This window comes from Flaviramulus sp., from assembly GCF_982512915.1.
Map to the genome: position 1 here is coordinate 1 of NZ_CEWOCJ010000015.1, position 25,081 is coordinate 25,081.

Genomic DNA, 25,081 nt, shown 5'->3' on the forward strand with positions numbered 1-25,081 from the left:
GGTTGTGTGCCGGTAACATCCCATGAACAAGTTGCATTGTTTATCGTAGCTGTTTCCCAACAGGCTAATACAGGTTGCGCTGGTAATTGCGTAATATCTAATTGATATTCATTTGAAAATGAAACGCAATTGGAATTACTTAAATTAATTGCAACTTCTGCAATTTTAGCTCTGTAGTATGTAGTATTTGAAACTGAAATGGATAGGGTTTGATTGGTTTCTCCTATAATATCTGACCAAGTGACACCTAAATCTGTACTTTGCTGCCATTGATAAAAATGAGAACTGTAAACAACTCCATCTGGCGTAGCTGTTAATATTGTATTGAATGGTGTTTGGGAACTACATAAACTAACTGTAGTATCATTGTTTGAATCGGATACATCAACAGTATCTCCACAAGATTTAAATTCAATATCATCTATGGCTAAGTCATTTCCACAACCACCTTGACCATTATTAATCATTTTTAAAATTACCTCATCTTGTCCTGCTAAAGTTTGAAAAACTAAAGCAAATTCTTGCCAGTTTGGGGTGGAAGTTTCAACAATATTTCCTGTATCTCCAAATGTTAATCTATTTAAATCGGTGCTATCCCAAATCTCAAAGCGTACATTAATTGGAATAGTGCCTCCAGGTTGAGAAGAACAAAAACTATTAGCTATAACAAGATTGACTACCCATGCAGAAAATTCGTATGTAGTTGTTTCACAAAGACCAGAGACAGTAGTTCTGTAAAACTCTCCAGCAACTTGATCTGCTTGAACAATAAGGAATTTCCCGTTGGTATCTCCAAGTGTATGATCTTGTGATAATTGATGCCAATCCAAACCATTTGACAAGGTGTTGTTCCTTACGGTATATTCACCATTATCTGGATAACCAGAAGAGGCATATGTATAGGTTGTGGTTCCTGGGGGCAAAGAACTGTTTATTGATCCCGTTCCAAAGTCTTCTGTAAAAATAGGATCTCCAGAATTTCCTGAACAAAAACCTAATTGGGCTTGAGCTTTTTGAGTAAAAAAACAAACAAAAAGGCTAAGTATGAAAAAAATTTTATTGATAGTGAATAAATTTAGAACTCAAAAAATTAAAATAATGGCTAATTTGAGAACGCTATATTAATAAAAAGTATAGTAACCAAAAATTACATTAGACGAACTGCACCCATACAAAAACCATACGCCTTTTAAAATTAATCTAGAATGATTAGAAATTTTTAACGTAGTGAAAAACCTTTTGCAGCCCACCAAGGATGCATTTCTATTTGTAACCTACCCGCTTTTACCATCGGATCCGCATTTGCTAAACTATCTGCCATTTTTAAGGTTGGAACGTTGTAAATAGTAATACCTCTTATGTTTCCGTTATCACCAAAAGGACCCGAAATATCAGCATAACCCAATTCATACATTTTTTCAAGATGTGATAAATGTTCTTTTTGTAAATCGGCAGTCTCCTCTTCATTTTGGCCCGTAATTGGTCCTTTTCTTAAAAACGCAATATAGTATTGTTGCATGATAATTGTATCCAAAGTTTTTTTATCAACATAATCAAATATTTGAAACCCTTTGGATGTAAGTTCCTCCTTAATTTTTTTCTTGGTTTTTATTTGCTCTATGACTTCGGTTTGCAAAGAGGCAATTGATTCGGATGGGTTTTCTTTTGAATAAATAAGATCCTCTTCAATATTAGACAATGGTTTTTTTGATTCATCTTTACAAGCTATACATAATACAGCTAAAGTATATATGATTACAATTTTTCTCATGGATTTATTGTTTATGTTTCCAAAATTTAAAAGGCCGATTGCTTAACTGGGAGTTATAATATTTTATAATTCCCGTTATTTCTTTACCCAACCAATCAGGTTTTTCAAAAATTTCATTTTCTTGGCTTAATTCTACTTCTGCAACCACTAATCCTTCATTGTCTCCAAAAAACTCATCAATTTCAAAAGTATGATTTTTAATAGATACTTCATATCTTATTTTATCAATATTCCCTGTTTCACAAAGTTTTAGTAACGCTTCTGCTTCAAATAATGAAATTTCTTTTTCCCATTCAAAACGTGATAATCCATTTTTAGAAGACTGCCCTTTAATTGTTAAAAATCCTGTTTCATCCTTTATTCTAACTCTAACTGTTCTTTCTTTATGAGAATTTAAAAAACCTTGAATAATTCTAGTTTTTTTAAAAGATTGCTTTTTATAAGCATCTGATTTTACTAAAAATTTACGTTCTATTTCTATCATTAATTAGTCCTTAATTATTTTAAAAAGCCTTTCCAAAGTTACTATTAGTCATGTAAAAATGCAATTATTGTCTAAATTTACAGTATGTTAACCGATTTACCATTACGAAAAATTATTCATGTAGATATGGATGCTTTTTATGCCTCTGTTGAGCAAATGGACTACCCAGAACTAAAAGGGAAACCTATAGCTGTTGGTGGTAGTGGTAAACGTGGTGTTATAAGTGCTGCTAGTTATGAAGCGCGAAAATTTGGTGTAAAAAGTGCGATGGCTGGAAATTTAGCAGCTAAATTATGTCCAGATCTAATTTTTGTACGCCCCCATTTTGAGAGGTACGCTGAAATATCAAAAAAAATTAGAAATATATTTTATGATTATACAGATTTAGTAGAACCGCTATCATTGGATGAGGCTTACTTAGATGTAACCAAAAACAAAAAAGGTAACCCAAGTGCTTCAATTATAGCCAAAGAAATTAGAGAACGTATTTTTAATGAAGTTGGTTTAACAGCGTCTGCTGGTATATCCATCAACAAATTTATTGCAAAAGTAGCGAGTGATTATAATAAACCTAACGGACAAAAAACGGTAAACCCTGAGGAGGTTATTCAATTCTTAGAGCAGTTAGATATTCGGAAATTTTATGGTGTTGGTAAAGTTACCGCAGAAAAAATGTATCAAAAAGGGATTTTTACTGGACTAGATTTAAAACAAAAATCTATTAAGTTCTTAGATGAAAACTTTGGGAAATCTGGTAGGTATTATTACTATGTAGTAAGAGGCATACACAACAGTGAAGTAAAGCCAAACCGTATTAGAAAAAGTTTGGCTGCAGAACGAACATTTAGTGAAAATTTATCTTCTGAGATTTTTATGTTAGAAAAACTAGAGCATATTGCCGAAGAAGTTTCTAGAAGATTAAGCAAAAGTAAAGTTGCTGGAAAAACGGTAACCTTGAAAATAAAGTATAGTGATTTTACTTTGCATACCCGAAGTAAAACCTTGCCTTATTATATTAGTGATAAACATATTATTTTAGATACTGCCAAAGATTTATTGTACCAAGAAAAACTGAGCAACTCTGTGCGTTTATTAGGTATATCGTTATCAAATTTAAATACTGAAACTAAAAAAATTCTAGAGCAAAAAAGTGTGAGTGTTCAATTAAAATTTGGATTCTAAACCGAGAAAAAGATTATAGTATTACTTGACTTTGTGAGAAAAAAATATAACTTAGTTTAGCATCTGATATAAATTATTAAAACGATTTCATATCTTGACGTTGTGTGTCACTAAAAACAAGAAATGTGAAAAATATTTTTATCACAGTATCACTTATATTTTCGTTAAACTTATTCGGTCAAGATTGCGATTGTCTGAAGAACATAACTTTTCTTCAAGAAAAAGTAGAGAAAAACCAAGCCTCTTATCAACATCAAGTTATTGAGTCTAATCGAAAAGATGTTTATGATATTTACAAAAATAAGATGAATACGCTATCAAAAGAGATAGATAATAAAAGAGATTGTATCGGACTAATATCTATTTATTTGGATTTTTTTAGAGATGAACATTCTTTCATTTATTATGACGAACATTTTTCTGCACAAGATCACTTTCAAAAAAAGATAAAATCAAGAAAAAATTCATTAAATGAATTTGAAGGTCTTTGGTATTTTGAAGATGGAAGTTTTAGTATTAAAATAACTCCATCTGTTAATGGTTTCTCGAAATGGTTAGCAATAATACAGAAGGGCTACAAACCTTTTTGGAAAAAGGGACAAGTTAAGATTGAATTTTTTCAAGATGAGAACCAAAACCTAAAGTGCATTTATTGGAGACAAAACCTTATTCCTAAGGTCTATGATGTGACTGTTTCAGATTCGGTTTTATCCATTGGTCGCTATCTAAATTTTTATAGAAACAAAACCGATAACACTGAAAATAGTAGTTTCCAAACAAATAACCTAGTATTTAAAGAATTAACGGTAAACACTAATTATTTAAAACTACCATCTTTCGACCTATCACAAACTCATAAGATAGACAGTTTAATTACTTTAAATAAGCACTTTATCAATTCTAAAAGGAACTTAATCATTGATGTTAGAAATAATGGTGGTGGTGGATTTGATGCCTTTAAATCAATTTTACCATACATACTTGATTCAGAAATTGTTGAGCAGCCTTATTATGGCTCTGTTTGGGTAAGTAAAGACAACTTGGAGTATTACGATAGAACAAAGTATGAATATGCTGAAACTGAAAAAGATAGTATTGACGAATTAAAATACGTTCAATTCTTAAAAGAACATAAAGGCATATTTACACCAATTGAAATGGAAAAGGACACTATTTCCTTGTCCAGTGGATTTCTCGAAAAAATTGGAGTAATATTTAACAGAAATACAGCAAGTTCAGCCGAAGGCTTTATTCTTACTTCGTCATATTCTGAGAAAGTAAAAACATTTGGAGAAAATACAATGGGAGCAGTTTCATATGGTGATTGGATGCCCATTGAAATTCCTGAATTAAATATTTGGATAGTTATTACAACAAAAAAAATGATATTTCAGCAAAACGAAGACTTTGAAAGTATTGGCATTTCTCCTAATGTTGATTTGTCATCCTATAAAGAAGAAGATTGGATAAATATTGTTCTTAATAATCTTGAAGAAAAATAGCGAACGTACAACAATGTATATAAAAAAATAGGTGAAACAGTAATAAATGCAAAGCTCTTGGCTAGTATCACACTTTGTGCTTACCTGAAAGTTTGGTGCTTGAAAATCGCCTGCTTTTTATATACTAAACGTTAAACGAACCCTTCCAAAAATTAAAACTCCCTTTATTTAAAAAATAAGCTGGCAAATACCTGCGTTAGCAATTTACGTGGCATCCTTTTTTGAGGTACAAAAAAAGATAAAACGTTACCCTTTTTAGTTTACAAAAAGGGTAACGCTCAAATATTTATAATTTAAAAGAATTAATCTCCTGTTATTTCTCTAACTCGAAGTGTGTTTACCATACCTTTTTCTGCCATTGGCATAGATGCTAAACTAATTACCATATCGCCTTTAGTTACATAGCCTTCTGCTTTTGCAATTCGGTTGGTATCAACTACAGTTTCATCGGTTGATACAAAACTATCGTAGAAAAAGGCTTTAACACCCCAAAGCAAACTTAATTGTGTTAAAATACGTTTGTTAGATGTGAAAACTAAAATATGACACAACGGTCTCCATGATGAAATTTGAAAGGCTGTATAACCGCTATTTGTTAATGTTGAAATGGCTGTTGCATTAATTTCATTAGCCATATTAGCGGCATGATAACAGATAGCTTTTGTAATGTAACGATTGGTACGAATATGCGGATGCAATTGTGGTACTTTTATAAGTTCTGAATTTTCGACACTCTTTAAAATGTCTGCCATTTGCTTAATTACTTGTATGGGGTATTTACCAACTGATGTTTCGCCTGAAAGCATTACTGCATCTGCACCATCCATTACTGAGTTTGCAACATCATTTACTTCTGCTCTTGTTGGTGTTAAACTAGTAATCATGGTTTCCATCATCTGAGTTGCAATAATTACCGGAATTCTAGCTCTCTTTGCGCGTAAAACCAATTCTTTTTGAATAAGTGGTACTTCTTGTGCAGGAACTTCTACTCCTAAATCACCACGTGCTACCATTAAACCATCGCAATGTGCTACAATTTTATCAATGTTTGCTACAGCTTCTGGTTTTTCAATTTTAGCTATGATTGGAATTTTATAGGCGCTGTGTTTTTCTATTAAATCTCTAAGTTGTATTAAATCTTCTGCATGTCGAACAAACGATAATGCAAACCAATCTACTTCTTCTTTTATTGCAAAAATAGCATCTTCAATATCCTTTTCGGTTAAAGCTGGTTGTGAGATATTTGTATTAGGAAGGTTTACCCCTTTTTTAGATTTTAATGGTCCGCCTTGAATTACTTTAGCTTTTACCTCATCTTTTTTGTTACTAGAAACTACTTCAAAAATTAATTTTCCGTCATCTAAAAGAATCCGTTCCCCTGGTTTAGCATCTTGAGGAAACCTATCATAGGTCATGTAAACACGTTCTTTTGTGCCTTCAAATCGTTTTCCTGTTGCAAATATTATTTCATCTCCAGGATTTACAACAACTTCTTCTTTCATGACACCTACTCGAAGTTTTGGACCTTGTAAATCTGCTAAAATGGCTGCATTATAACCATATTCATCGTTCAAATCACGTATCATTTTAATACGTTCTTTAACATCGTTATAATCGGCATGAGAAAAGTTTATTCTAAAAACATTTACGCCCTCATCAAGCATGCCTTTTAAAACTTCTTTAGTACTTGTAGCTGGCCCTAGAGTTGCTACTATTTTGGTTTTTTTTGTTATTGACATTAGCTAAAAATTAAATTTTCTTTTGATTGTAATTTATTAGAATCTATACTGTAAGCTGTAACTATTTGTTGTATTTTAAGTATATTATCTAAAATATATTTTTCTTTATTAAAACTGAATTCACTATCTATTTTTAAAAAGTAATTCACTGTTTTATGTTCTGGCAATAAATAATAGGTTTTGGTTTTTTGAGTATTGAATAACGAATTATTATCAGCTTTTTGAATAGTTTGTGTTTTACAAATATTCGACACTAAATTCCAATTTGTTAAGTGTTTATGGTCTTCCCATTCATAAATTGAATAAGATGCTTGGCTCTTTTTATAATCCAAATCTATGGGTTTTCTTTTAAGCGCTATGCCTAAATATTTATTTAAAAGATAGGCTAATCTGTAATCTTCAAGCGAACAATGCATTGCGATAAGGGTGAATTCAACCTCATCAAAAGCTTCATCGAAATTAAGTTTGTGAACAGCCATAGCTTATTTTAAACTTTCGTAAATATAATATATAAAATGTTGAGATTTCTTAAGTTTATGCTAATCTTAATAAGAAAGATAACTAAAACGTTGTAGTTAATTAAAGGCTTAAACTGTTTTTGAGATTCTGTTTTGGAAAACAAAAAAAGCGCGCTTTGAAGCTTTTTCTTCTGCCTTTTTCTTTGACGTGGCTCTGGCTTTTGCAATAACTTTATTATCAATTGAAAGTTTTACTGAAAAATGCCTAACTTCATCATTACCAGTATCTTCGTAAACATTATATCCAAAAGTTTTTTTCTCTTTTTGGCACCACTCTATCAATAAGCTTTTATAACTTATTACCTTACCTTCTAGAGTTTCAATATCTACATATGGTATAATTACTTGATTATAAATAAACTTTTCGCAGTATTTATAACCTCTATCTAAAAAAATTGCTCCAACTAAAGCTTCAAATAAGTTACCATGAATATTATCTCCAAATTGGCCTTGTGGAATTTTACTTTCAACCAAATTTATTAGCTTTAAGTCTTTTCCTAATTCATTTAAATGCTCTCTACTTACAATTTTAGATCGCATTTTGGTTAAATAGCCTTCATCACCACTGGGAACTTCAAGATATAAATGAGATGCTATTACAGAACTTAACATGGCATCTCCTAAAAACTCTAATCTTTCGTAATTAAAAGAATTTCCTTTACTGTCTTTTATATTCATCGAACGATGCGTAAAAGCCTTTTTATAGAATTTTTCGTCTTTTGGTTTAAATCCAAGAATTTTATTTAATTCCATAAAAAAATTCCCGTTGCGTTTAAAACGGGAATTTAATATGTTACGAATGTTTTTCATCTGATAATAAATATCTTAAATTAATGTCAGATGTAATAAACCATGTTTCATTTTACTGTAAAAATTAATTTATCGTTATGGTTTATTTCATTCGGGATTCAATCTAATTTTTTGAATAATACACAAGCGTTATGTCCGCCAAATCCAAATGTATTACTCATAGCAACTTTTACATCTCGCTTTTGAGCCTTATTTAAGGTTAAATTTAATTCAGAATCAATGTTTTCATCTACAGTTGTATGATTAATAGTTGGAGGAACAATACCATATTCCATGGCCAATATAACCGAAATAGCTTCAATAGCTCCTGCAGCACCTAATAGATGTCCTGTCATCGATTTAGTAGAATTTATATTTATATTTTTAGCGTGACTTCCAAATACTTTTGAAATTGCTTTTAATTCAGCAACATCACCTAATGGTGTTGAAGTACCATGTGTATTGATATGATCTACATCTTCAGGTTTTACCCCAGCATTCTCCAAACAGTTTTTCATTACAGCAATAACACCAATGCCTTCTGGATGTGGAGCAGTCATATGATAAGCATCAGAAGATAATCCTCCTCCAATAAACTCAGCGTATATTTTTGCACCCCTTGCTTTTGCATGCTCATACTCTTCTAAAACAAGAGCTCCTGCACCTTCACCCAAAACAAAACCATCTCTGGTTGCGTCAAAAGGACGAGAAGCTGTTTCTGGAGATTCATTTCTTGTAGAAAGTGCATGCATGGCATTAAAACCACCCATACCTGCTATAGTTACTGCTGCTTCGCTACCACCAGTTATAACGATATCGCAATGCCCTAAACGAATAGAATTTAAAGCATCAAACATAGCGTTTGCTGATGAAGCACAAGCAGAAACTGTCGTGTAATTAGGACCCATAAAACCGTATTTTATGGAAATATTACCTGGAGCAATGTCCGCAATCATTTTTGGAATAAAGAATGGATTGAACCTTGGGGTTCCATCACCTGCGGCAAAGTTTAAAACTTCATCTTGAAAGGTTTCTAAACCACCAATTCCTGCACCCCATATAACACCTACACGTAGTTTATTGACATCATCCAGATTTAATTTAGAATCCGCGATAGCTTCATCTGCCGCAACCATAGCGTATTGGGCAAACTTATCCATTTTTCGTGCTTCTTTTCTATCTATAAAATCTGTAACGTTAAAGTCTTTTAGTTCGCAAGCAAACTTAGTTTTAAACTTTTCAGTGTCATAATATGTTATAGGCGCAGCTCCACTTCTACCACTTATTAAGGCATCCCAATATTCGTCTTTGGTATTACCAATAGGTGTTAAAGCTCCTAATCCTGTGACTACAACTCGCTTTAATTCCATAAAGTGTATTGCTTATTTTGCAGCTTCTATATATGATATAGCTTGACCAACTGTTGCAATATTTTCAGCTTGATCGTCTGGAATTTGGATATCGAATTCTTTCTCGAATTCCATGATTAATTCTACAGTGTCTAATGAATCTGCTCCTAAATCGTTTGTGAAGCTAGCTTCAGTAACAACTTCGTTTTCATCAACTCCTAATTTGTCTACGATAATCGCTTTTACTCTTGATGCAATGTCTGACATAATCTTTTAATTTTAAGTTTTAATTAGTTGGCAAAAATAAAAAACTTTATTTTAAAACACATCTTTAATTTAAAAATGTGAATGTAATTTACTAAAATAACATTGAAGTATTTCAATTTTACCTTCTAATTGTTAATATTTATTCTTTTTTTTGTTTTTGAATAATATTAACATTGATAGTTTGTATATGAAACGTATTGTAATTTTTGCGTCCGGAAGTGGAACTAATGCTGAAAATTTAATTAAGTTTTTTCACAACAGTGATCATGCATCTGTTATTCAAATATTAACTAACAATCCGCATGCCAAAGTCTTAGACCGTGCTAAAAAATTACATGTTAGTGCATTATCTTTCAACAAAATTGCATTTACAGAAACTGATGATATTCTTAGTATTTTAAAAACTTCAAACCCCGATTTAATTGTATTAGCAGGATTTTTATGGAAATTTCCAGAAAATATTTTAAATGAATTCCCAAAAAAAGTAATCAATATACATCCAGCATTATTGCCAAAATATGGCGGAAAAGGCATGTATGGTATGCATATACATGAAGCTGTTGTTGCAAATAATGAGAAAGAAACAGGCATTACCATTCATTATGTAAACCAACATTATGACGAAGGCGCTATTATTTTTCAAGCAAAATGCGATGTGACTCATACTGATTCAGCACAAGATGTAGCACTAAAAATTCATGAATTAGAGATGGACTATTTTCCAAAAGTGATTGATAGACTTTTAAATGAGTAAAAAAAAGAAAAAATATTATACCGTTTGGAAGGGACACCGTACAGGTGTTTTTGAAACTTGGGACGATTGCAAAGCGCAAATTACAAACTTTGAAGGTGCTCATTACAAATCGTTCGAAACGTTTGTTGCTGCAAAAGAGGCTTTAAAACGTAATTATTTTGATTATATAGGAAAGAAAACAGCTTTTAAAAGCGAATTATCTGTTGAGCAATTAAAAAAAATTGGGCTGCCTAATTATAATTCTATATCGGTAGATGCTGCCTCAAGTGGAAACCCCGGAAAAATGGAATATAGAGGTGTTGATACCAAATCTAAAAAACAACTTTTTATTCAAGGTCCTTTTGAAGAAGGCACTAATAACATTGGCGAGTTTTTAGCTATTGTTCATGGTTTAGCACTTTTAAAAAAAAATAACAGAAATCATATTATATACACCGATTCTAAAACGGCTATAAGCTGGGTTAAAAAGAAAACTTGTAATACAAAATTAGAGCGAAACGATAAAAATAAACCGGTTTTTGATTTGGTAGATCGTGCCATAAAATGGTTAAAAGAAAACAACTATTCAACTACCATTGTAAAATGGGAAACCAAAGCTTGGGGAGAAATTCCTGCAGATTTTGGAAGAAAATAATTTAAAAAAAATTAAGAGATAAAAATTAATTCATCCCCTATTATTTTCGATTTGATAATAGCATTTAATAATCAGACACGATGGCTTTTAAAAAGTTACATTGTTATTGGAAAATAAATAATTGCGCCTTTTAGCAAAAAAATTATGCTTGAATTAGCATTTAAAAAACCTATATTTGCAGCAAATTTTATAATGCTTTATGAGCAAATTAGTTATTGTTGGTACCGTAGCTTTTGATGCTATTGAAACACCTTTCGGAAAAACGGATAAAATACTTGGTGGTGCTGCTACTTTTATTGGTTTATCTGCATCACATTTTAATGTAGACGCTGCTGCTATTTCTATTGTTGGTGGCGATTTTCCTCAAGAATATTTAGACATATTATCTAGTAAAAAGATAGATATTTCAGGTATCGAAATCGTTAAAGATGGCAAAACGTTTTTTTGGAGTGGCAAATACCATAACGATATGAATACCCGAGATACCCTAGTTACAGAATTAAATGTGCTAGCAGATTTTAATCCTGTTGTACCAAATAATTATCTAGACGCAGACGTTGTAATGCTTGGTAATTTACATCCAATTGTTCAATTAGGCGTGTTAGATCAAATGACTATCAAACCAAAGTTAGTTGTCTTAGATACGATGAATTTTTGGATGGATTGCGCTTTAGATGATTTATTAAATGTTATTAAACGAATTGACGTTATAACTATTAATGATGAAGAAGCTAGACAATTAACTGGAGAATACTCGTTAGTTGTAGCTTCTAGAAAAATTCATGAAATGGGACCAAAATATGTAGTTATCAAAAAAGGGGAACATGGCGCCTTATTATTTCATGATGACCATATGTTTTATGCACCTGCGCTTCCTTTAGAAGAAGTATTTGATCCAACTGGTGCTGGTGACACTTTTGCAGGTGGTTTTGCAGGTTATCTTACTAAAACGGAAGACTATTCATTTGAAAACATGAAAAACGCCGTTATTTATGGCTCGACACTAGCCTCTTTTTGTGTAGAGAAGTTTGGAACAGAGCGCATGATAAATTTAGAAAAGAATGAAGTTCTTAAACGCATGCAACAATTTAAACAACTAACGCAATTTAATATTGAATTATCATAAAAAAACGCGCTCTTTTATGAGCGCGTTTTTTATTTAAAACTAAATCCAAAAAATATAATTTTGGAACACTTTAAAATAACAATACAACAATGAGCGATGCTTTAAAACATGAATGCGGAATTGCACTCATAAGACTTAAAAAACCATTAGAGTATTATAAAGAAAAATACGGAAGTGCATTTTATGGCGTAAACAAAATGTATCTCATGATGGAAAAGCAACATAATCGCGGACAAGATGGCGCAGGCTTTGCTAGTATTAAGCTTAACGTTAAACCTGGGGAGCGTTACATAAGTAGAGTACGCTCTATTGCGCAACAACCTATTCAAGATATTTTTGCTCAAATTAATGATAGAATTAATAAAGAGTTTGAAGAACATCCTGATTACGTTAATGATGTAGCTGCCCAAAAAAAGAATATCCCTTATATAGGCGAAGTGCTTTTAGGTCATGTACGATACGGGACATTTGGCAAAAATAGCGTAGAGAGTGTACATCCATTTTTAAGGCAAAACAACTGGATGCATAGAAATTTAATTATGGCTGGAAACTTTAACATGACAAATGTTAAAGAGCTTTTTAGTAATTTAATTGAATTAGGGCAACATCCTAAAGAATACACCGATACCATAACCATTATGGAAAAAATAGGTCATTTTCTAGACGATGCCGTTAGTAAAATATATAAAGACTTAAAAAAAGAAGGCTATAATAAAAGAGAGGCTTCTCCTCAAATTGCTGAACGATTAAACGTTGCTAAAATATTAAAACGTGCTGCTAAAAATTGGGATGGTGGTTATGCTATGGCAGGACTTATAGGTCATGGTGACTCTTTTGTTTTAAGAGATCCTGCAGGTATTCGTCCTGCTTATTATTATCAGGATGATGAAATTGTAGTAGTTGCCTCAGAACGCCCTGTAATTCAAACCGTATTTAATGTAAATTTTAAAGATGTAAAAGAATTAACCCCTGGCCATGCGATTATCACAAAAAAATCAGGTAAAGTAGCTATTAAAAAAATTCTTGAACCATTAGAACGTAAAGCCTGTTCCTTTGAGCGTATATACTTTTCTAGAGGAAGTGATGCCGAAATTTATCAAGAACGTAAAATGCTGGGTAAATTATTAATGCCTAAAGTTTTAGAAGCGATTAATAATGATACAAAAAACACCGTTTTCTCTTATATTCCAAACACAGCTGAAACATCATTTTTTGGAATGGTAGAAACTGCAGAATCTGAACTAAATAAAGCAAAAACTAAAACGCTTTTAAGTGGCAAAAGAAACATTTCTGCAGAAAAAGTTACAGAAATTTTATCTGAAAGAATACGTGTTGAAAAAATTGCTATAAAGGATGTTAAACTTAGAACTTTTATAACCGAGGATAGTAGTAGAGATGATTTGGTAGCACATGTTTACGATGTAACTTATGGTGTAATAAAGCCGAAAGATAATCTAGTTATTATAGATGATAGTATTGTAAGAGGAACAACTTTAAAAAAGAGCATTTTAAAAATGCTGGATCGTTTAAATCCTAAAAAAATTATTGTAGTATCATCAGCACCTCAAATACGTTATCCAGATTGTTATGGTATTGATATGGCAAACCTTGAAAGTTTAGTGGCCTTTAGAGCAGCATTAGCATTATTAAATGATAACAATAAATATCATATTATAGAGGATGTCTATAAAAAATGTATGGAACAAACTGAGCTTGAAGATAAATTAGTACAAAATTTTGTAAAAGAAGTTTATGAGCCTTTTACTGACGAACAAATTTCAGATAAAATATCAGAATTATTAAGTGATAGAAGCATAAAAGCTGAGGTGAAAATTATATTCCAAACTGTTGAAAATTTACACGAAGCTTGTCCAAAACATTTAGGAGATTGGTATTTTACTGGAAATTATCCAACGGTAGGAGGAAACCGAGTTGTAAATAGAGCTTTTATAAACTTTTATGAAGGAAATAAAGAACGGGCTTATTAATTATTAATTTAATAATTTTCTTATTAATTTTTTACAAATAACACTTTGTCCGATAAATATGCTTTTTGTCTAAAAAATAATCTTACTGTTAAAAATACGTATAAATTAGTTGCACCATAACATAAGTAGGTTAAGTTCATGGTAGATTTGGGGCAAAAAAAGGTGAACTTCTGTTCGCCTTTTTTTATGAAATAATTTTTTTTTATAACCCTTTCCATTTTCAAATTTTCATTATTACAAACCATATACAAAACCTCTTTTTAGCTAATATATAAGTCGTTTAACTAAAATATTTTTAAACCAAGTTAAGTCATCATATATTTGGTCTCACCATAACATAAGTAGGTTAAGTTCATGGTAGATTTGGGGCAAAAAAAGGCGAACTTCTGTTCGTCTTTTTTTATGAAATAATTTTTGAATTCTTTATTTTTCAAATCAATAATTCTTTTGCTAACTAGTTATTTTTCTCAATCCCTTTTAAGCCAATATATTAGTCGTTTGACTAAAATATTTTAAAACATTGCTAAGCCATTATATGTTTACACCACCATAACATAAGTAGGTTAAGTTTATGGTAGATTTGGGGCAAAAAGGTGAACTATCGTTCACCTTTTTCATTTTATGAATTCTAAAAAAAAGAAGTATCATATACTAATCTATTTTAAAACATTACTTTTTCTGCTTTAAAAACATTGCTTTTTCTGCTAATATTTTTTACTTAAGGGATAGCAATGGAAAACCCGACCCTAGGGTAACTCCATAAAAAAAACCCACTGTAAAAGTGGGTTTTAAAATATATTTAGAAAGTTTTATTTAGCCGCTGCATAACGTTTTTCAACTTCATTCCAGTTAATTACACTAAAAAACGCATTGATATAATCTGGACGGCGGTTTTGATAATTTAAGTAATAAGCGTGTTCCCAAACATCGATACCTAAAATTGGCATACCACCACAACCAACTCCTGGCATTAATGGATTATCTTGATTTGGAGTTGAGCATACCTCAACTTTACCTCCTTTATGAACGCATAACCAAGCCCAACCAGATCCAAAACGAGTTGCAGCTGCTTTTGAAAAAGCATCCATAAAACCTTCTTTTGAGCCAAATTCTGCTTCAATAGCATCTTTTAATTCTCCAGATAAATAGCCATTCCCTTCTGGATTCATCACTTCCCAAAATAATGAGTGGTTATAAAACCCTCCACCATTATTTCTAACTGCACCATTATTCATGTCTAAATTTGCAAGAATATCATTAATAGATTTTCCTTCTAAATCAGTTCCTGCAATAGCGTTATTTAAGTTATTAGTGTAACCAGCATGGTGTTTAGAGTGATGTATCTCCATAGTTCTTGCATCGATATGAGGCTCTAAAGCGTCATAAGCATATCCTAATTTCGGTAATTCGAAAGCCATAATTTTATGTTTTAAAATATTAATATTTAATTTCTTCTCAAATTTACGCATAAATGACTGCAATAAAAAATAATAAATTGTTATGATATGATTGATAGTTTTTATCTTGTATCCAAATTAAATGTATGCAAACAAATTCTCCATTTACAATTTATAATGCATCTGCTGGTAGCGGAAAAACTTTTACACTTGTTAAGGAGTATTTGAAGATTTTGTTAGCTTCAAAAAACGCCTTTCATTTTAAAAATATTTTAGCAATCACTTTTACAAATAAAGCAGTTGCAGAAATGAAAAACCGTATTATTGAGATGCTAAAAACATTTGCCGATAAAAGTGTTTTGGAAAATCCAAATGAGATGTTTTTAGCACTATCGGAAGAATTAAACATAGAACCTGAAGTACTCCACAAAAAAGCAGGTAAATTACTTAATACAATAATACATAATTATGCAGCTTTTGATATTTCAACTATAGATGGTTTTACCCATAAACTGATTAGAACTTTTGCTCATGATTTAAAATTACCTATAAATTTTGAGGTAGAATTAGATCAAGATTCGCTTTTAAATGAAGCTGTTGATAGCCTTATTGCAAAAGCTGGAACTGACAAAGAACTCACAAATATTTTAGTTGATTTTGCCATTGAAAAAGCTGATGATGATAGAAGTTGGGACATTACTTTTGATTTTAATAAAATTGCGAAATTATTGATTAATGAAAACGACATTCCTTTTATTGAAAATCTTAAAGGTAAAAGTTTAAACGATTTTGTAACTCTAAAAGCCTGGTTAAAAATAGAAGTTAGCAATGCTGAAACTGATATCTCTGAAAAAGCAAAAAACTCACTAACTTTAATTGAACAAGCTGGCTTACAATTTGATGATTTTTCAGGAAGTTATTTGCCTAAACATTTTCAAAAATTATCCGTCAAAAACTTTAATCTGAATTTTGAGACTAAGTGGCAAGAAGATATTGAAAACTCAAGATTATATCCAACACGAGTAAAAAACGATATTGCATCCATAATTAATCAAATACAACCAGAAATAGCTAAAACTTTTTACCAAACAAAACAAACAACATTTTATCTTAAACTTTTAAAAAATTTTTATAGAAACATCACTCCTCTTTCAGTTATAAATGCTATACATAAAGAATTGATTTCTTTAAAAGAAGCGCAAAATAAAATGCTAATTTCAGAATTTAATACTATCATTAGTAACGAAATAAAAGAACAACCTACCTCTTTTATTTACGAACGTATTGGTGAAAAATTTAAACATTATTTTATTGATGAGTTTCAAGATACCTCGGTAATGCAATGGGAAAATTTAAAACCTCTTTTTGGTAATGCACTTTCTGCAGAAACTGGAAGCGCTATGTTAGTAGGCGATGCTAAACAAGCTATTTATAGGTGGCGTGGTGGTAAAGCAGAACAATTTATTAATCTATTTAATAAACGTGTTAAACCATTCCCTTTTGTAGAACAACAAATTATAAATCTTCCTGCTAATTATAGAAGTTTTAAAGAAATAGTTCGTTTTAATAATGGCTTTTTTAAATATTTATCAAACCAAGTTTTTAAAAATAACGATTATCAAAATCTTTACGAAAACTCCCAACAAATCATTACTAAAAATGAAAATGGTTTCGTAAACATATCTTTTTTAAATATTGAAAAGGAAGAGGACACAAATGAGGTCTTTTCTGAACACGTTTTAAACACAATAAACTCCTGTTTACAAAATGGTTATAATTTGGAAGATGTTTGTGTTTTAGTTAGAAAGAAAAAAGAAGGCGTAACTATAGCTAATTATTTAAGTCAGCATGAAATTCCAATCATATCTTCTGAAACTTTACTCATTTATAATGCGCCAGAAGTTGCTTTTATAAATAATATTTTAGAACTTTTGATTCAGCCAAAAAAAAACGAAATAAAAATTTCAGTTTTAAATTATTTGACTACACTTTTTAAGATTGAAGATAAACATGCTTTTTTTAATGAATATCTTAATTTGTCGTTATCTAAACTATTTAAAAGTATAGAAACTTACAATGTTTTTTTTAAAACTGATAACTTATTAAAACTTCCGCTATACGATTTAGCTGAAACCATTGTTAGAACTTTTAATTTAATTGAAACTTCCAATGCTTACATCCAGTTTTATTTAGATATCGTTTTAGATTTTACACAAAAAAAAGGCTCGGATATTTCTGGGTTTTTAGAATATTTTAACAAGAAAAAGGAAAGTTTAAGTATCATCTCGCCAAAAGGTCAAAATGCTATTCAAATTATGACGATTCATAAATCAAAAGGATTAGAATTCCCTGTTGTCATTTTTCCTTTTGCAGATTTAGAAATTTACAGAGAAAAAGAACCTAAAGAGTGGTTTAAATTAGATTCAGAAAAATATCAAGGATTTACACATACACTCTTAAACTATAATAAGGATTTTGAAAATTTTGGTGAAGAAGGACAAAACATATTTAACAGACATCAATCAGAATTAGAATTAGATAATATTAATCTATTATATGTAACATTAACACGTGCTGTTGAACAATTATATATTATTTCAAAAAAAGATCTTTCTAATAAAGGTGAAGCAAACGCAAAAAAATACTCGGGGCTTTTTATTAATTACTTAAAGCATTTAGGGGTTTGGAATGATACCAATTCAAACTATAGTTTTGGTAGTCAAAAAAAACTCAAAACAAGTAATAAATCATCAAACGAATCAACATTTCAAAATCAATTTATATCAACTTCAAAAGAATCGCTCAATATTAGGGTGGTTACAAAATCTGGATCACTTTGGGATACTCATCAACAAGAAGCTATAGAGAAAGGGAATCTCATACATAATATCATGTCAAAAATTAAAACAAAAGATGATATAGATTTTGTTATTAATGATTTTATAAGTTCTTCTGTTATAAATGAAAAACAAGCAAACTTGTTAAAACCGATAATATTTGAAATAGTAACTCATTCAAAACTTGAAAATTATTTCTCTACAAATTACACCTTATATAATGAGCGAGATATAATTTCAAAAAATAATATGATTTTAAGACCTGATAGAGTTATAATTAAAAATAATGAAGCTATAATTATAGATTACAAAACAGGTGTAGAAGATAAAAAACATGAACAACAGTTACGATTATATCAAGATGTTTTGGAAGAAATGAATTTAAAAGTAAAAAATAAAATTCTTGTTTACATAAACAATGAGATAAGAGTTAAAGATGTTTAAATTTGCATAAAACACAATAATATGTACGGAAAACTGCAAGATTATCTAAAAAAAGAGCTTGAAGACATAAAAAATAACGGACTTTATAAAGAAGAACGTATTATAACATCGGCACAAGGAGCTGAAATAACATTAAATACTGGCGAAACTGTTTTAAATTTTTGTGCCAATAACTATTTAGGACTGTCCGCACACCCTGAAGTAGTTCAAGCCGCAAAAGATGCCATGGATACTCATGGTTTTGGAATGAGCTCGGTACGTTTTATATGCGGAACTCAAGATATTCATAAAGACTTAGAACAAAAGATTGCCGAATTTTACGAGACTGAAGATACCATACTATACGCAGCTGCTTTTGATGCAAACGGTGGGGTTTTTGAGCCATTACTTGGAGCGGAGGATGCTATAATTTCAGATTCACTAAATCATGCCTCCATTATAGATGGCGTTCGATTATGTAAAGCTGTAAGATATCGTTATCAAAATAATGATATGGCAGACCTTGAAAAACAACTCATTTCAGCAAACGAAAATGGCGCCAGATTCAAATTAATTGTTACAGATGGTGTTTTCTCAATGGATGGATTAGTTGCTCCACTTGATAAGATTTGTGATTTAGCAGATAAATATGATGCCTTAGTAATGATAGATGAATGTCATGCCGCTGGTTTTATAGGAAAAACAGGAAGAGGAACCCTTGAAGATAAGGGTGTTTTAAATAGAATTGATATTATTACGGGTACACTTGGCAAAGCTTTGGGAGGTGCTATGGGTGGCTACACAACTGGCAAAAAGGAAATTATTGATATGTTACGCCAGCGCTCAAGACCTTATTTGTTTTCAAACTCATTGGCCCCTGCTATTGTTGGCGCTTCTATAAAAGTTTTTGAAATGCTTTCCAACAATACCGAATTACGAGACACTTTAGAATGGAACACAAATTATTTTAAAAAAGGGATGAAAGAAGCTGGTTTTGATATAATTAATGGCGATTCTGCCATTGTTCCAGTTATGTTATATGATGCACAACTATCACAAAACATGGCAAATATGCTTCTTAAAGAAGGGATTTATGTTATTGGATTCTTTTTTCCAGTGGTCCCAAAAGAAAAAGCAAGAATTAGAGTACAGCTATCGGCAGCACACACAAAAGCCCATTTAGACAAGGCTATATCAGCTTTTACTAAGGTTGGTAAAACGCTTAAAATTATCTAAATTCATTCTGAACTATCGATGAATAAACCATTTTTACCATTTTTTTTATATATTTGTCTTTGTTAATAACATTTAACAACTTACTTTTGTTTTCAATTAACACTTAAAAATTAAACTTTTGAATATGAAAAATCTTAGCAGATTATTGTTCGCTATGTTGCTTGTACTTGGTTATAGCAACGCTAATGCGCAAGACGAAAACAACCCTTGGCAAATTACCATTGGAGCTAATGCAGTGGATGCTTATCCATCTGGTACTGGAATTCCATTTAGTGAAACTATTTTTAGTAAATTTTTTGATACTGGAAACTACAACATTTTACCTTCATTATCTACAATTTCTGTATCTAAATACATGGGTGATGGCTTTTCACTTGGTGTTGCTGGATCTCTGAATAAAATTAATAAATGGGGAGAAGTACCTGGTACTTCTGATGCTATACCAGTTGATGACTTATCATATTACGCAGTAGATGGTACTATTAAATATAACTTTACAAAAGGTAAAACACTTGATCCTTATCTAGGAATTGGTGGTGGTTACACTTGGGTAGATGAAGTTGGAGCTGGTACTTTAAACGGAACTTTAGGATTAAACGTTTGGTTTAACGAAAATATTGGTTTAACGATTCAAACAGCTTACAAACATGCTTTTGAAGATTATTTACAATCTCATTTCCAACACACAGCTGGTATCTCTATCAAATTTGGTGGAACTGATACTGATGGTGATGGTATTTATGATAAAGATGATGCTTGTCCAGAAGTTGCTGGTTTAGAAGCTTTTAACGGTTGTCCTGATACTGATGGCGATGGTATTGAAGACAGTAAAGATGCTTGTCCAAATGAGGCTGGTTTAGCTGAAATGAATGGATGTCCGGATACTGATGGTGATGGTATTGCTGATAAAGATGACAACTGTCCTACAGTTGCTGGTTTAAAAGCTTTAGCTGGTTGTCCTGATGCTGATGGTGACGGTGTAACCGACGCTGATGATGCTTGTCCTAGTACTGCTGGTCCAGCTGCTAATAAAGGTTGTCCTTGGCCAGATGCTGATGGTGATGGTGTATTAGATAAAGATGATCAATGTCCAAATGTTAAGGGTACTGTTGCTAATAATGGTTGTCCTGAAGTTTCTGCAGAAGTTCAAAAAAGTTTAAATGAGTATGCTAAAACTATCTTATTTGATACTGGAAAATCAACAATTAAAGAACAATCTGCTAAAGTATTAGCTGATATTATTGTAATACTTAAAGAGTATCCTAATGCTAAATTTACAGTTGAAGGACATACTGATAGTGTTGGTAGCGAAACTTTAAACCAAAGATTATCTGATTCTAGAGCTAATTCAGTTAAAGAATATTTAATTGAAAATGGTATTGATGCTTTCAGATTATCTGCTCTTGGTTACGGGGAATCTAAACCAATTGACACTAACAATACTAAAACTGGTAGAGCTAACAACAGACGTGTAGAAATTAACTTAGCTAAATAATATTAGCGGTTTAATTTAAAAAATAAGTTTACAAAAAACGCTTCGGATATCCGAAGCGTTTTTTATTTTTATACAATGACAACTTTTATTTTTGATGTTCTAAAAAATTTACAAAATAGTAATGCTACTCTTTCAGACATAGTATTTGTATTACCTAGTAAAAGAGCTGGATTGTTTTTAAAACATGAACTTAAAAAAGTAACTGAGCAAACAATCTTTTCACCTGAAATTATTAGCATTGAAGAGTTTGTTGAGGAACTATCGCAACTAAAAGCATTATCTAACACAGAACTTTTATTTGAGTTTTATAATACCTATAGCACTTTAACAAAAAAAGAAAATCTGGATTCTTTTGATTCCTTTTCTAAATGGGGTCAAATATTACTTCAGGATTTTAATGAAATAGACCGCTATCTTATTCCTCAAGAAAATATTTTTAATTATTTGACTGCCATTCAAGATTTAAAGCATTGGTCGTTAGAGGAAAATAAAACAGAATTTGTCAAAAACTATTTATCCTTTTGGAAAAAACTTCATCAATATTACAATAAGTTTACAGAAACCCTGATAAATAAAAGGATAGGATACCAAGGTTTAGTTTATAGAGAAGCAGTTGGAAATTTACAGTTTTACATAGAAAACAATCCTAAAAAACTTCATGTGTTTTTAGGTTTTAATGCTTTAAATTCTGCTGAAGAAACGATAATTCAAGAATTGCTTCTAAACGATTTAGCCAAAATTTATTGGGATATTGATACGACTTTCATTACTAATCTTAAACACGATGCAGGTTTGTTTATTAGACAGCATCAAAAATGGCCCTTTTTTAATCAAAATACTTTCAACTGGTTAGGTAAATATTATTCGGAAGAAAAAAGTATTTCAATTTTTGGGATTCCAAAAAATGTAGGACAAGCTAAACAGATAGGTTCCATTCTATCTGATTTACAAAAAAATAATCCTGATTTACAAAATACAGCAGTGGTTTTAGGGGACGAAAACCTTTTAATACCCGTCCTAAATTCACTACCTAACTCAATTGATGCGCTAAATATTACTATGGGATTTCCCTTGAAGTCTATTCCGTTAGCTACACTTTTTGATGCTTTGTTTCATTTACACAAAACTACCAACTCATTCTACTACAGAGATCTAGTTAACATTTTATCTCATGAGTTTATTAGACCCCTTTTTTATTTAGATGGTATCGATTTATCTTCTAAATTAATTGAAAAAATTGATTCAAATAATTTAGTTTATTTATCCAAAAACAAATTGATAGAACTAACGGATAAAAAAGGAACAGATATCATAGAATTACTATTTTCTAACTGGGGAAATTCAATTGAAAACACTTTAAGTAATTGTTCAGAATTAATATTATTAATCAAACACCATTTGGATGTGAACAAGACATCTAATTTGCTATCATTAGAATATACATTTCGTTTTAATGAGCTTTTTAATGAGCTGATTAGACTAAACACAAAATACAATCATATCAAAAATATGTCTGCTCTTTATTCGATATATAAAGAGCTATTAAGTAATAATAAATTAGATTTTCAAGGTGAACCATTACAAGGTTTACAAATAATGGGAATGTTAGAATCTCGCGTTTTAGATTTTGAAACCGTTATCATATCATCAGTAAATGAAGGTATTTTGCCATCAGGAAAAACCAACAACTCTTTTATACCTTTTGATGTTAAATTAGAAAATAACTTACCAACTTATAAAGAAAAGGACGCTGTTTATACCTACCATTTTTATCATTTATTACAAAGAGCAAAAAATATTTATATCCTTTACAATACAGAAGCCGATGTATTAACTGGAGGTGAAAAAAGTAGATTTATTACACAATTAGAATTAGAAGGAATTCATAAAATTAAACATCAAATAATAACACCCAAAGTTCCAATAATAAATGTACGACTTAATGAAATTAGGAAAACAGATGCTTTACAAAAGCAAATTATTAAAATAGCAGAAGAAGGGTTTTCTCCATCATCTTTAACCAATTATATAAGAAACCCTATTGATTTTTATTATCAAAAAATATTAAAAATAAAAGAACACAATGAGGTTGAAGAATCTATAGCTACAAATACCTTAGGAACTGTTGTACACAACACCCTTGAAACATTTTACGAACCTTTAGTTGGCAAGTTTTTAACTATTGAAATACTTGAACAACTTAAAACTCGTATTAACGACATGGTTTTATTTCACTTTAAAAATGAATATAAAGAAGGTGATATAACTAAAGGAAAAAACTTAATTATTTTTGAAATTGCTAAACGGTACATATCAAATTTTTTAGATTTAGAAATTGAGGATTTAAATGCAGGTAATCAAATAAAAATTATTGCTATTGAAGCTAATAACGAAGTTGAAATTGATTTTCAAGAACTTCATTTTCCAGTTAAAATAAAAGGTAAAGTTGATAGAGTTGATGAATATAATGGCTTACTGCGGATAATTGATTACAAAACAGGAAGTGTATTACCCAACCAAGTAGAAATTGTTAATTGGGAAGATATAAATACCGATTACAAGAAATTCAGTAAAAGCTTTCAAGTGCTTTGTTATGCATATATGATGTCCAAATCGAAAAAAATAAACCTCCCAATAGAAGCTGGCATTATTTCGTTTAAAAATTTAAACTCTGGATTCTTAAAGTTTTCCAAAAAAGAAAATGCTAATAACAGAAATAAGGATTCTATAATTACTCAAGAAACTTTAAACGATTTTAGCATCCAACTTAAAAAACTTATCTCAGAAATTTGCAACCAAAAAATTAATTTTACTGAAAAAGAAGTTTAAGCCAATTTTATTAATATTGCAGGATATTTAATAACTGTGGTTTCAAATTATTTTTTTATCAATAACAAATATGTAATTTTATATTAATTATAATCTATGAGCAAAATAGGCGTAATATTCGATTTAGATGGTGTAATTGTTGATACTGCAAAATATCATTTTTTAGCTTGGAAAAATCTTGCAGATGTGCTAGGTTTTGAGTTTACAGAAGCTCATAACGAGTTATTAAAAGGTATTAGCCGAGTGCATTCATTAGAGATTTTACTGAACATTGGAAGAATAAGCTTGTCAGAAGATAAAAAACAAAACTATTTGACCAGTAAAAATGAAGATTACCTTAATTATATTAACAAAATGGGGCCTGAAGAAATTCTTCCCGGAACTGAAAAATTATTAGATACTTTAGATTCATTAAACATTAAATATGTTTTAGGCTCTGCTAGCAAAAACGCACCTTTAATATTAAAACAAGTTAATTTACTTGAAAGATTTACTGACATTGTTGATGGTAATAGCGTATCAAAAGCTAAACCAGACCCTGAGGTTTTTTTAATAGGTTCTAAAAAACTCAATCTGTTACCCGAAAAATGTATTGTTTTTGAAGATGCCATTGCAGGTGTTGAAGCTGCTAACAAAGCAAATATGATTTCAGTGGGAATAGGAGATAAAAACACACTGCACAAGGCCAACTATAATTTTAACAACTTAACAGAAATACCAGAAAATTTCTTTGAAGAATTTCTTTCAAAAAAATAATATTT

The 25,081-nt window shown here is 30.6% G+C and carries 19 protein-coding genes and 1 pseudogene; 11 read left to right on the top strand and 9 right to left on the bottom strand.

Annotation, left to right across the window (positions count from 1 at the left end):
• The 3 genes and pseudogenes from AC1XJX_RS10250 to AC1XJX_RS10260 all read right to left on the bottom strand — a co-directional run.
• Positions 1-923 (bottom strand): annotated as a pseudogene (locus AC1XJX_RS10250) (T9SS type B sorting domain-containing protein); the annotation flags it as partial.
• A 296-nt stretch (positions 924-1,219) separates the two neighbouring features.
• Positions 1,220-1,771, bottom strand: a complete 552-nt coding sequence (locus AC1XJX_RS10255) for a YciI family protein (protein ID WP_482003893.1) — start codon at positions 1,769-1,771, stop codon at positions 1,220-1,222.
• 4 nt (positions 1,772-1,775) lie between these two features.
• Positions 1,776-2,255, bottom strand: coding sequence for a CYTH domain-containing protein (locus AC1XJX_RS10260; RefSeq protein ID WP_482003894.1), 480 nt, complete (start codon positions 2,253-2,255; stop codon positions 1,776-1,778).
• Between the two features lie 84 nt (positions 2,256-2,339).
• Between AC1XJX_RS10260 and dinB the strand changes: the two genes are divergently transcribed.
• Together dinB and AC1XJX_RS10270 are read left to right on the top strand one after the other, a co-directional pair.
• Positions 2,340-3,437, top strand: a complete 1,098-nt coding sequence (gene dinB, locus AC1XJX_RS10265) for a DNA polymerase IV (protein ID WP_482003895.1) — start codon at positions 2,340-2,342, stop codon at positions 3,435-3,437.
• A 125-nt stretch (positions 3,438-3,562) separates the two neighbouring features.
• The gene (locus tag AC1XJX_RS10270) at positions 3,563-4,939 is read left to right on the top strand and encodes a S41 family peptidase (protein WP_482003896.1); all 1,377 of its coding nucleotides are present in this window, start codon (positions 3,563-3,565) and stop codon (positions 4,937-4,939) included.
• A gap of 302 nt (positions 4,940-5,241) precedes the next feature.
• On the opposite strand, the gene pyk is transcribed toward AC1XJX_RS10270, so the two are convergent.
• From pyk to AC1XJX_RS10295, 5 genes are all read right to left on the bottom strand, one after another.
• On the bottom strand, positions 5,242-6,678 hold the full coding sequence (pyk, locus tag AC1XJX_RS10275) for a pyruvate kinase (protein WP_482003897.1): 1,437 nt from the start codon (positions 6,676-6,678) through the stop codon (positions 5,242-5,244).
• Positions 6,678-7,157, bottom strand: a complete 480-nt coding sequence (locus tag AC1XJX_RS10280; protein WP_482003898.1) for an IPExxxVDY family protein — start codon at positions 7,155-7,157, stop codon at positions 6,678-6,680. The genes pyk and AC1XJX_RS10280 overlap by 1 nt, the downstream gene beginning before the upstream one ends.
• Positions 7,158-7,265: 108 nt before the next feature.
• Positions 7,266-8,006, bottom strand: a complete 741-nt coding sequence (gene rnc, locus AC1XJX_RS10285; protein ID WP_482003899.1) for a ribonuclease III — start codon at positions 8,004-8,006, stop codon at positions 7,266-7,268.
• A 98-nt stretch (positions 8,007-8,104) separates the two neighbouring features.
• Positions 8,105-9,355, bottom strand: coding sequence for a beta-ketoacyl-ACP synthase II (gene fabF, locus AC1XJX_RS10290; protein ID WP_482003900.1), 1,251 nt, complete (start codon positions 9,353-9,355; stop codon positions 8,105-8,107).
• Between the two features lie 12 nt (positions 9,356-9,367).
• The gene (locus tag AC1XJX_RS10295; protein WP_007647141.1) at positions 9,368-9,601 is read right to left on the bottom strand and encodes an acyl carrier protein; all 234 of its coding nucleotides are present in this window, start codon (positions 9,599-9,601) and stop codon (positions 9,368-9,370) included.
• 187 nt (positions 9,602-9,788) lie between these two features.
• Here AC1XJX_RS10295 and purN point away from each other — a divergent pair, with 187 nt between their 5' ends.
• From purN to AC1XJX_RS10315, 4 genes are all read left to right on the top strand, one after another.
• Complete coding sequence (purN, locus tag AC1XJX_RS10300; protein WP_482003901.1) at positions 9,789-10,355, top strand: phosphoribosylglycinamide formyltransferase; 567 nt, start codon at positions 9,789-9,791, stop codon at positions 10,353-10,355.
• Entirely contained in the window at positions 10,348-10,989 is a 642-nt protein-coding gene (locus AC1XJX_RS10305; protein ID WP_482003902.1) for a ribonuclease H1 domain-containing protein, read from the top strand. Before purN ends, AC1XJX_RS10305 begins: the two co-directional genes overlap by 8 nt.
• A 199-nt stretch (positions 10,990-11,188) precedes the next feature.
• On the top strand, positions 11,189-12,115 hold the full coding sequence (locus AC1XJX_RS10310; RefSeq protein ID WP_482003903.1) for a PfkB family carbohydrate kinase: 927 nt from the start codon (positions 11,189-11,191) through the stop codon (positions 12,113-12,115).
• Positions 12,116-12,204: 89 nt separating this feature from the next.
• Entirely contained in the window at positions 12,205-14,103 is a 1,899-nt protein-coding gene (locus AC1XJX_RS10315; protein ID WP_482003904.1) for an amidophosphoribosyltransferase, read from the top strand.
• Between the two features lie 809 nt (positions 14,104-14,912).
• Here the strand turns inward: AC1XJX_RS10315 and AC1XJX_RS10320 are convergent.
• Complete coding sequence (locus AC1XJX_RS10320) at positions 14,913-15,521, bottom strand: superoxide dismutase (RefSeq protein WP_482003905.1); 609 nt, start codon at positions 15,519-15,521, stop codon at positions 14,913-14,915.
• A 125-nt stretch (positions 15,522-15,646) separates the two neighbouring features.
• Here AC1XJX_RS10320 and AC1XJX_RS10325 point away from each other — a divergent pair, with 125 nt between their 5' ends.
• The 5 genes from AC1XJX_RS10325 (at position 15,647) to pgmB (ending at position 25,076) form a co-directional block, all read left to right on the top strand.
• Complete coding sequence (locus AC1XJX_RS10325) at positions 15,647-18,781, top strand: UvrD-helicase domain-containing protein (protein ID WP_482003906.1); 3,135 nt, start codon at positions 15,647-15,649, stop codon at positions 18,779-18,781.
• 21 nt (positions 18,782-18,802) lie between these two features.
• The gene (gene kbl / locus AC1XJX_RS10330) at positions 18,803-19,996 is read left to right on the top strand and encodes a glycine C-acetyltransferase (protein ID WP_482003907.1); all 1,194 of its coding nucleotides are present in this window, start codon (positions 18,803-18,805) and stop codon (positions 19,994-19,996) included.
• Between the two features lie 124 nt (positions 19,997-20,120).
• Positions 20,121-21,491: an OmpA family protein gene (locus AC1XJX_RS10335; RefSeq protein WP_482003908.1), complete on the top strand. Its 1,371-nt coding sequence runs from the start codon at positions 20,121-20,123 to the stop codon at positions 21,489-21,491.
• Between the two features lie 75 nt (positions 21,492-21,566).
• Entirely contained in the window at positions 21,567-24,320 is a 2,754-nt protein-coding gene (locus tag AC1XJX_RS10340) for a PD-(D/E)XK nuclease family protein (RefSeq protein WP_482003909.1), read from the top strand.
• A 96-nt stretch (positions 24,321-24,416) separates the two neighbouring features.
• Positions 24,417-25,076 (top strand): beta-phosphoglucomutase, encoded by a 660-nt coding sequence (gene pgmB / locus AC1XJX_RS10345; RefSeq protein WP_482003910.1) that lies wholly within the window; start codon positions 24,417-24,419, stop codon positions 25,074-25,076.
• Positions 25,077-25,081: the final 5 nt, after the last annotated feature.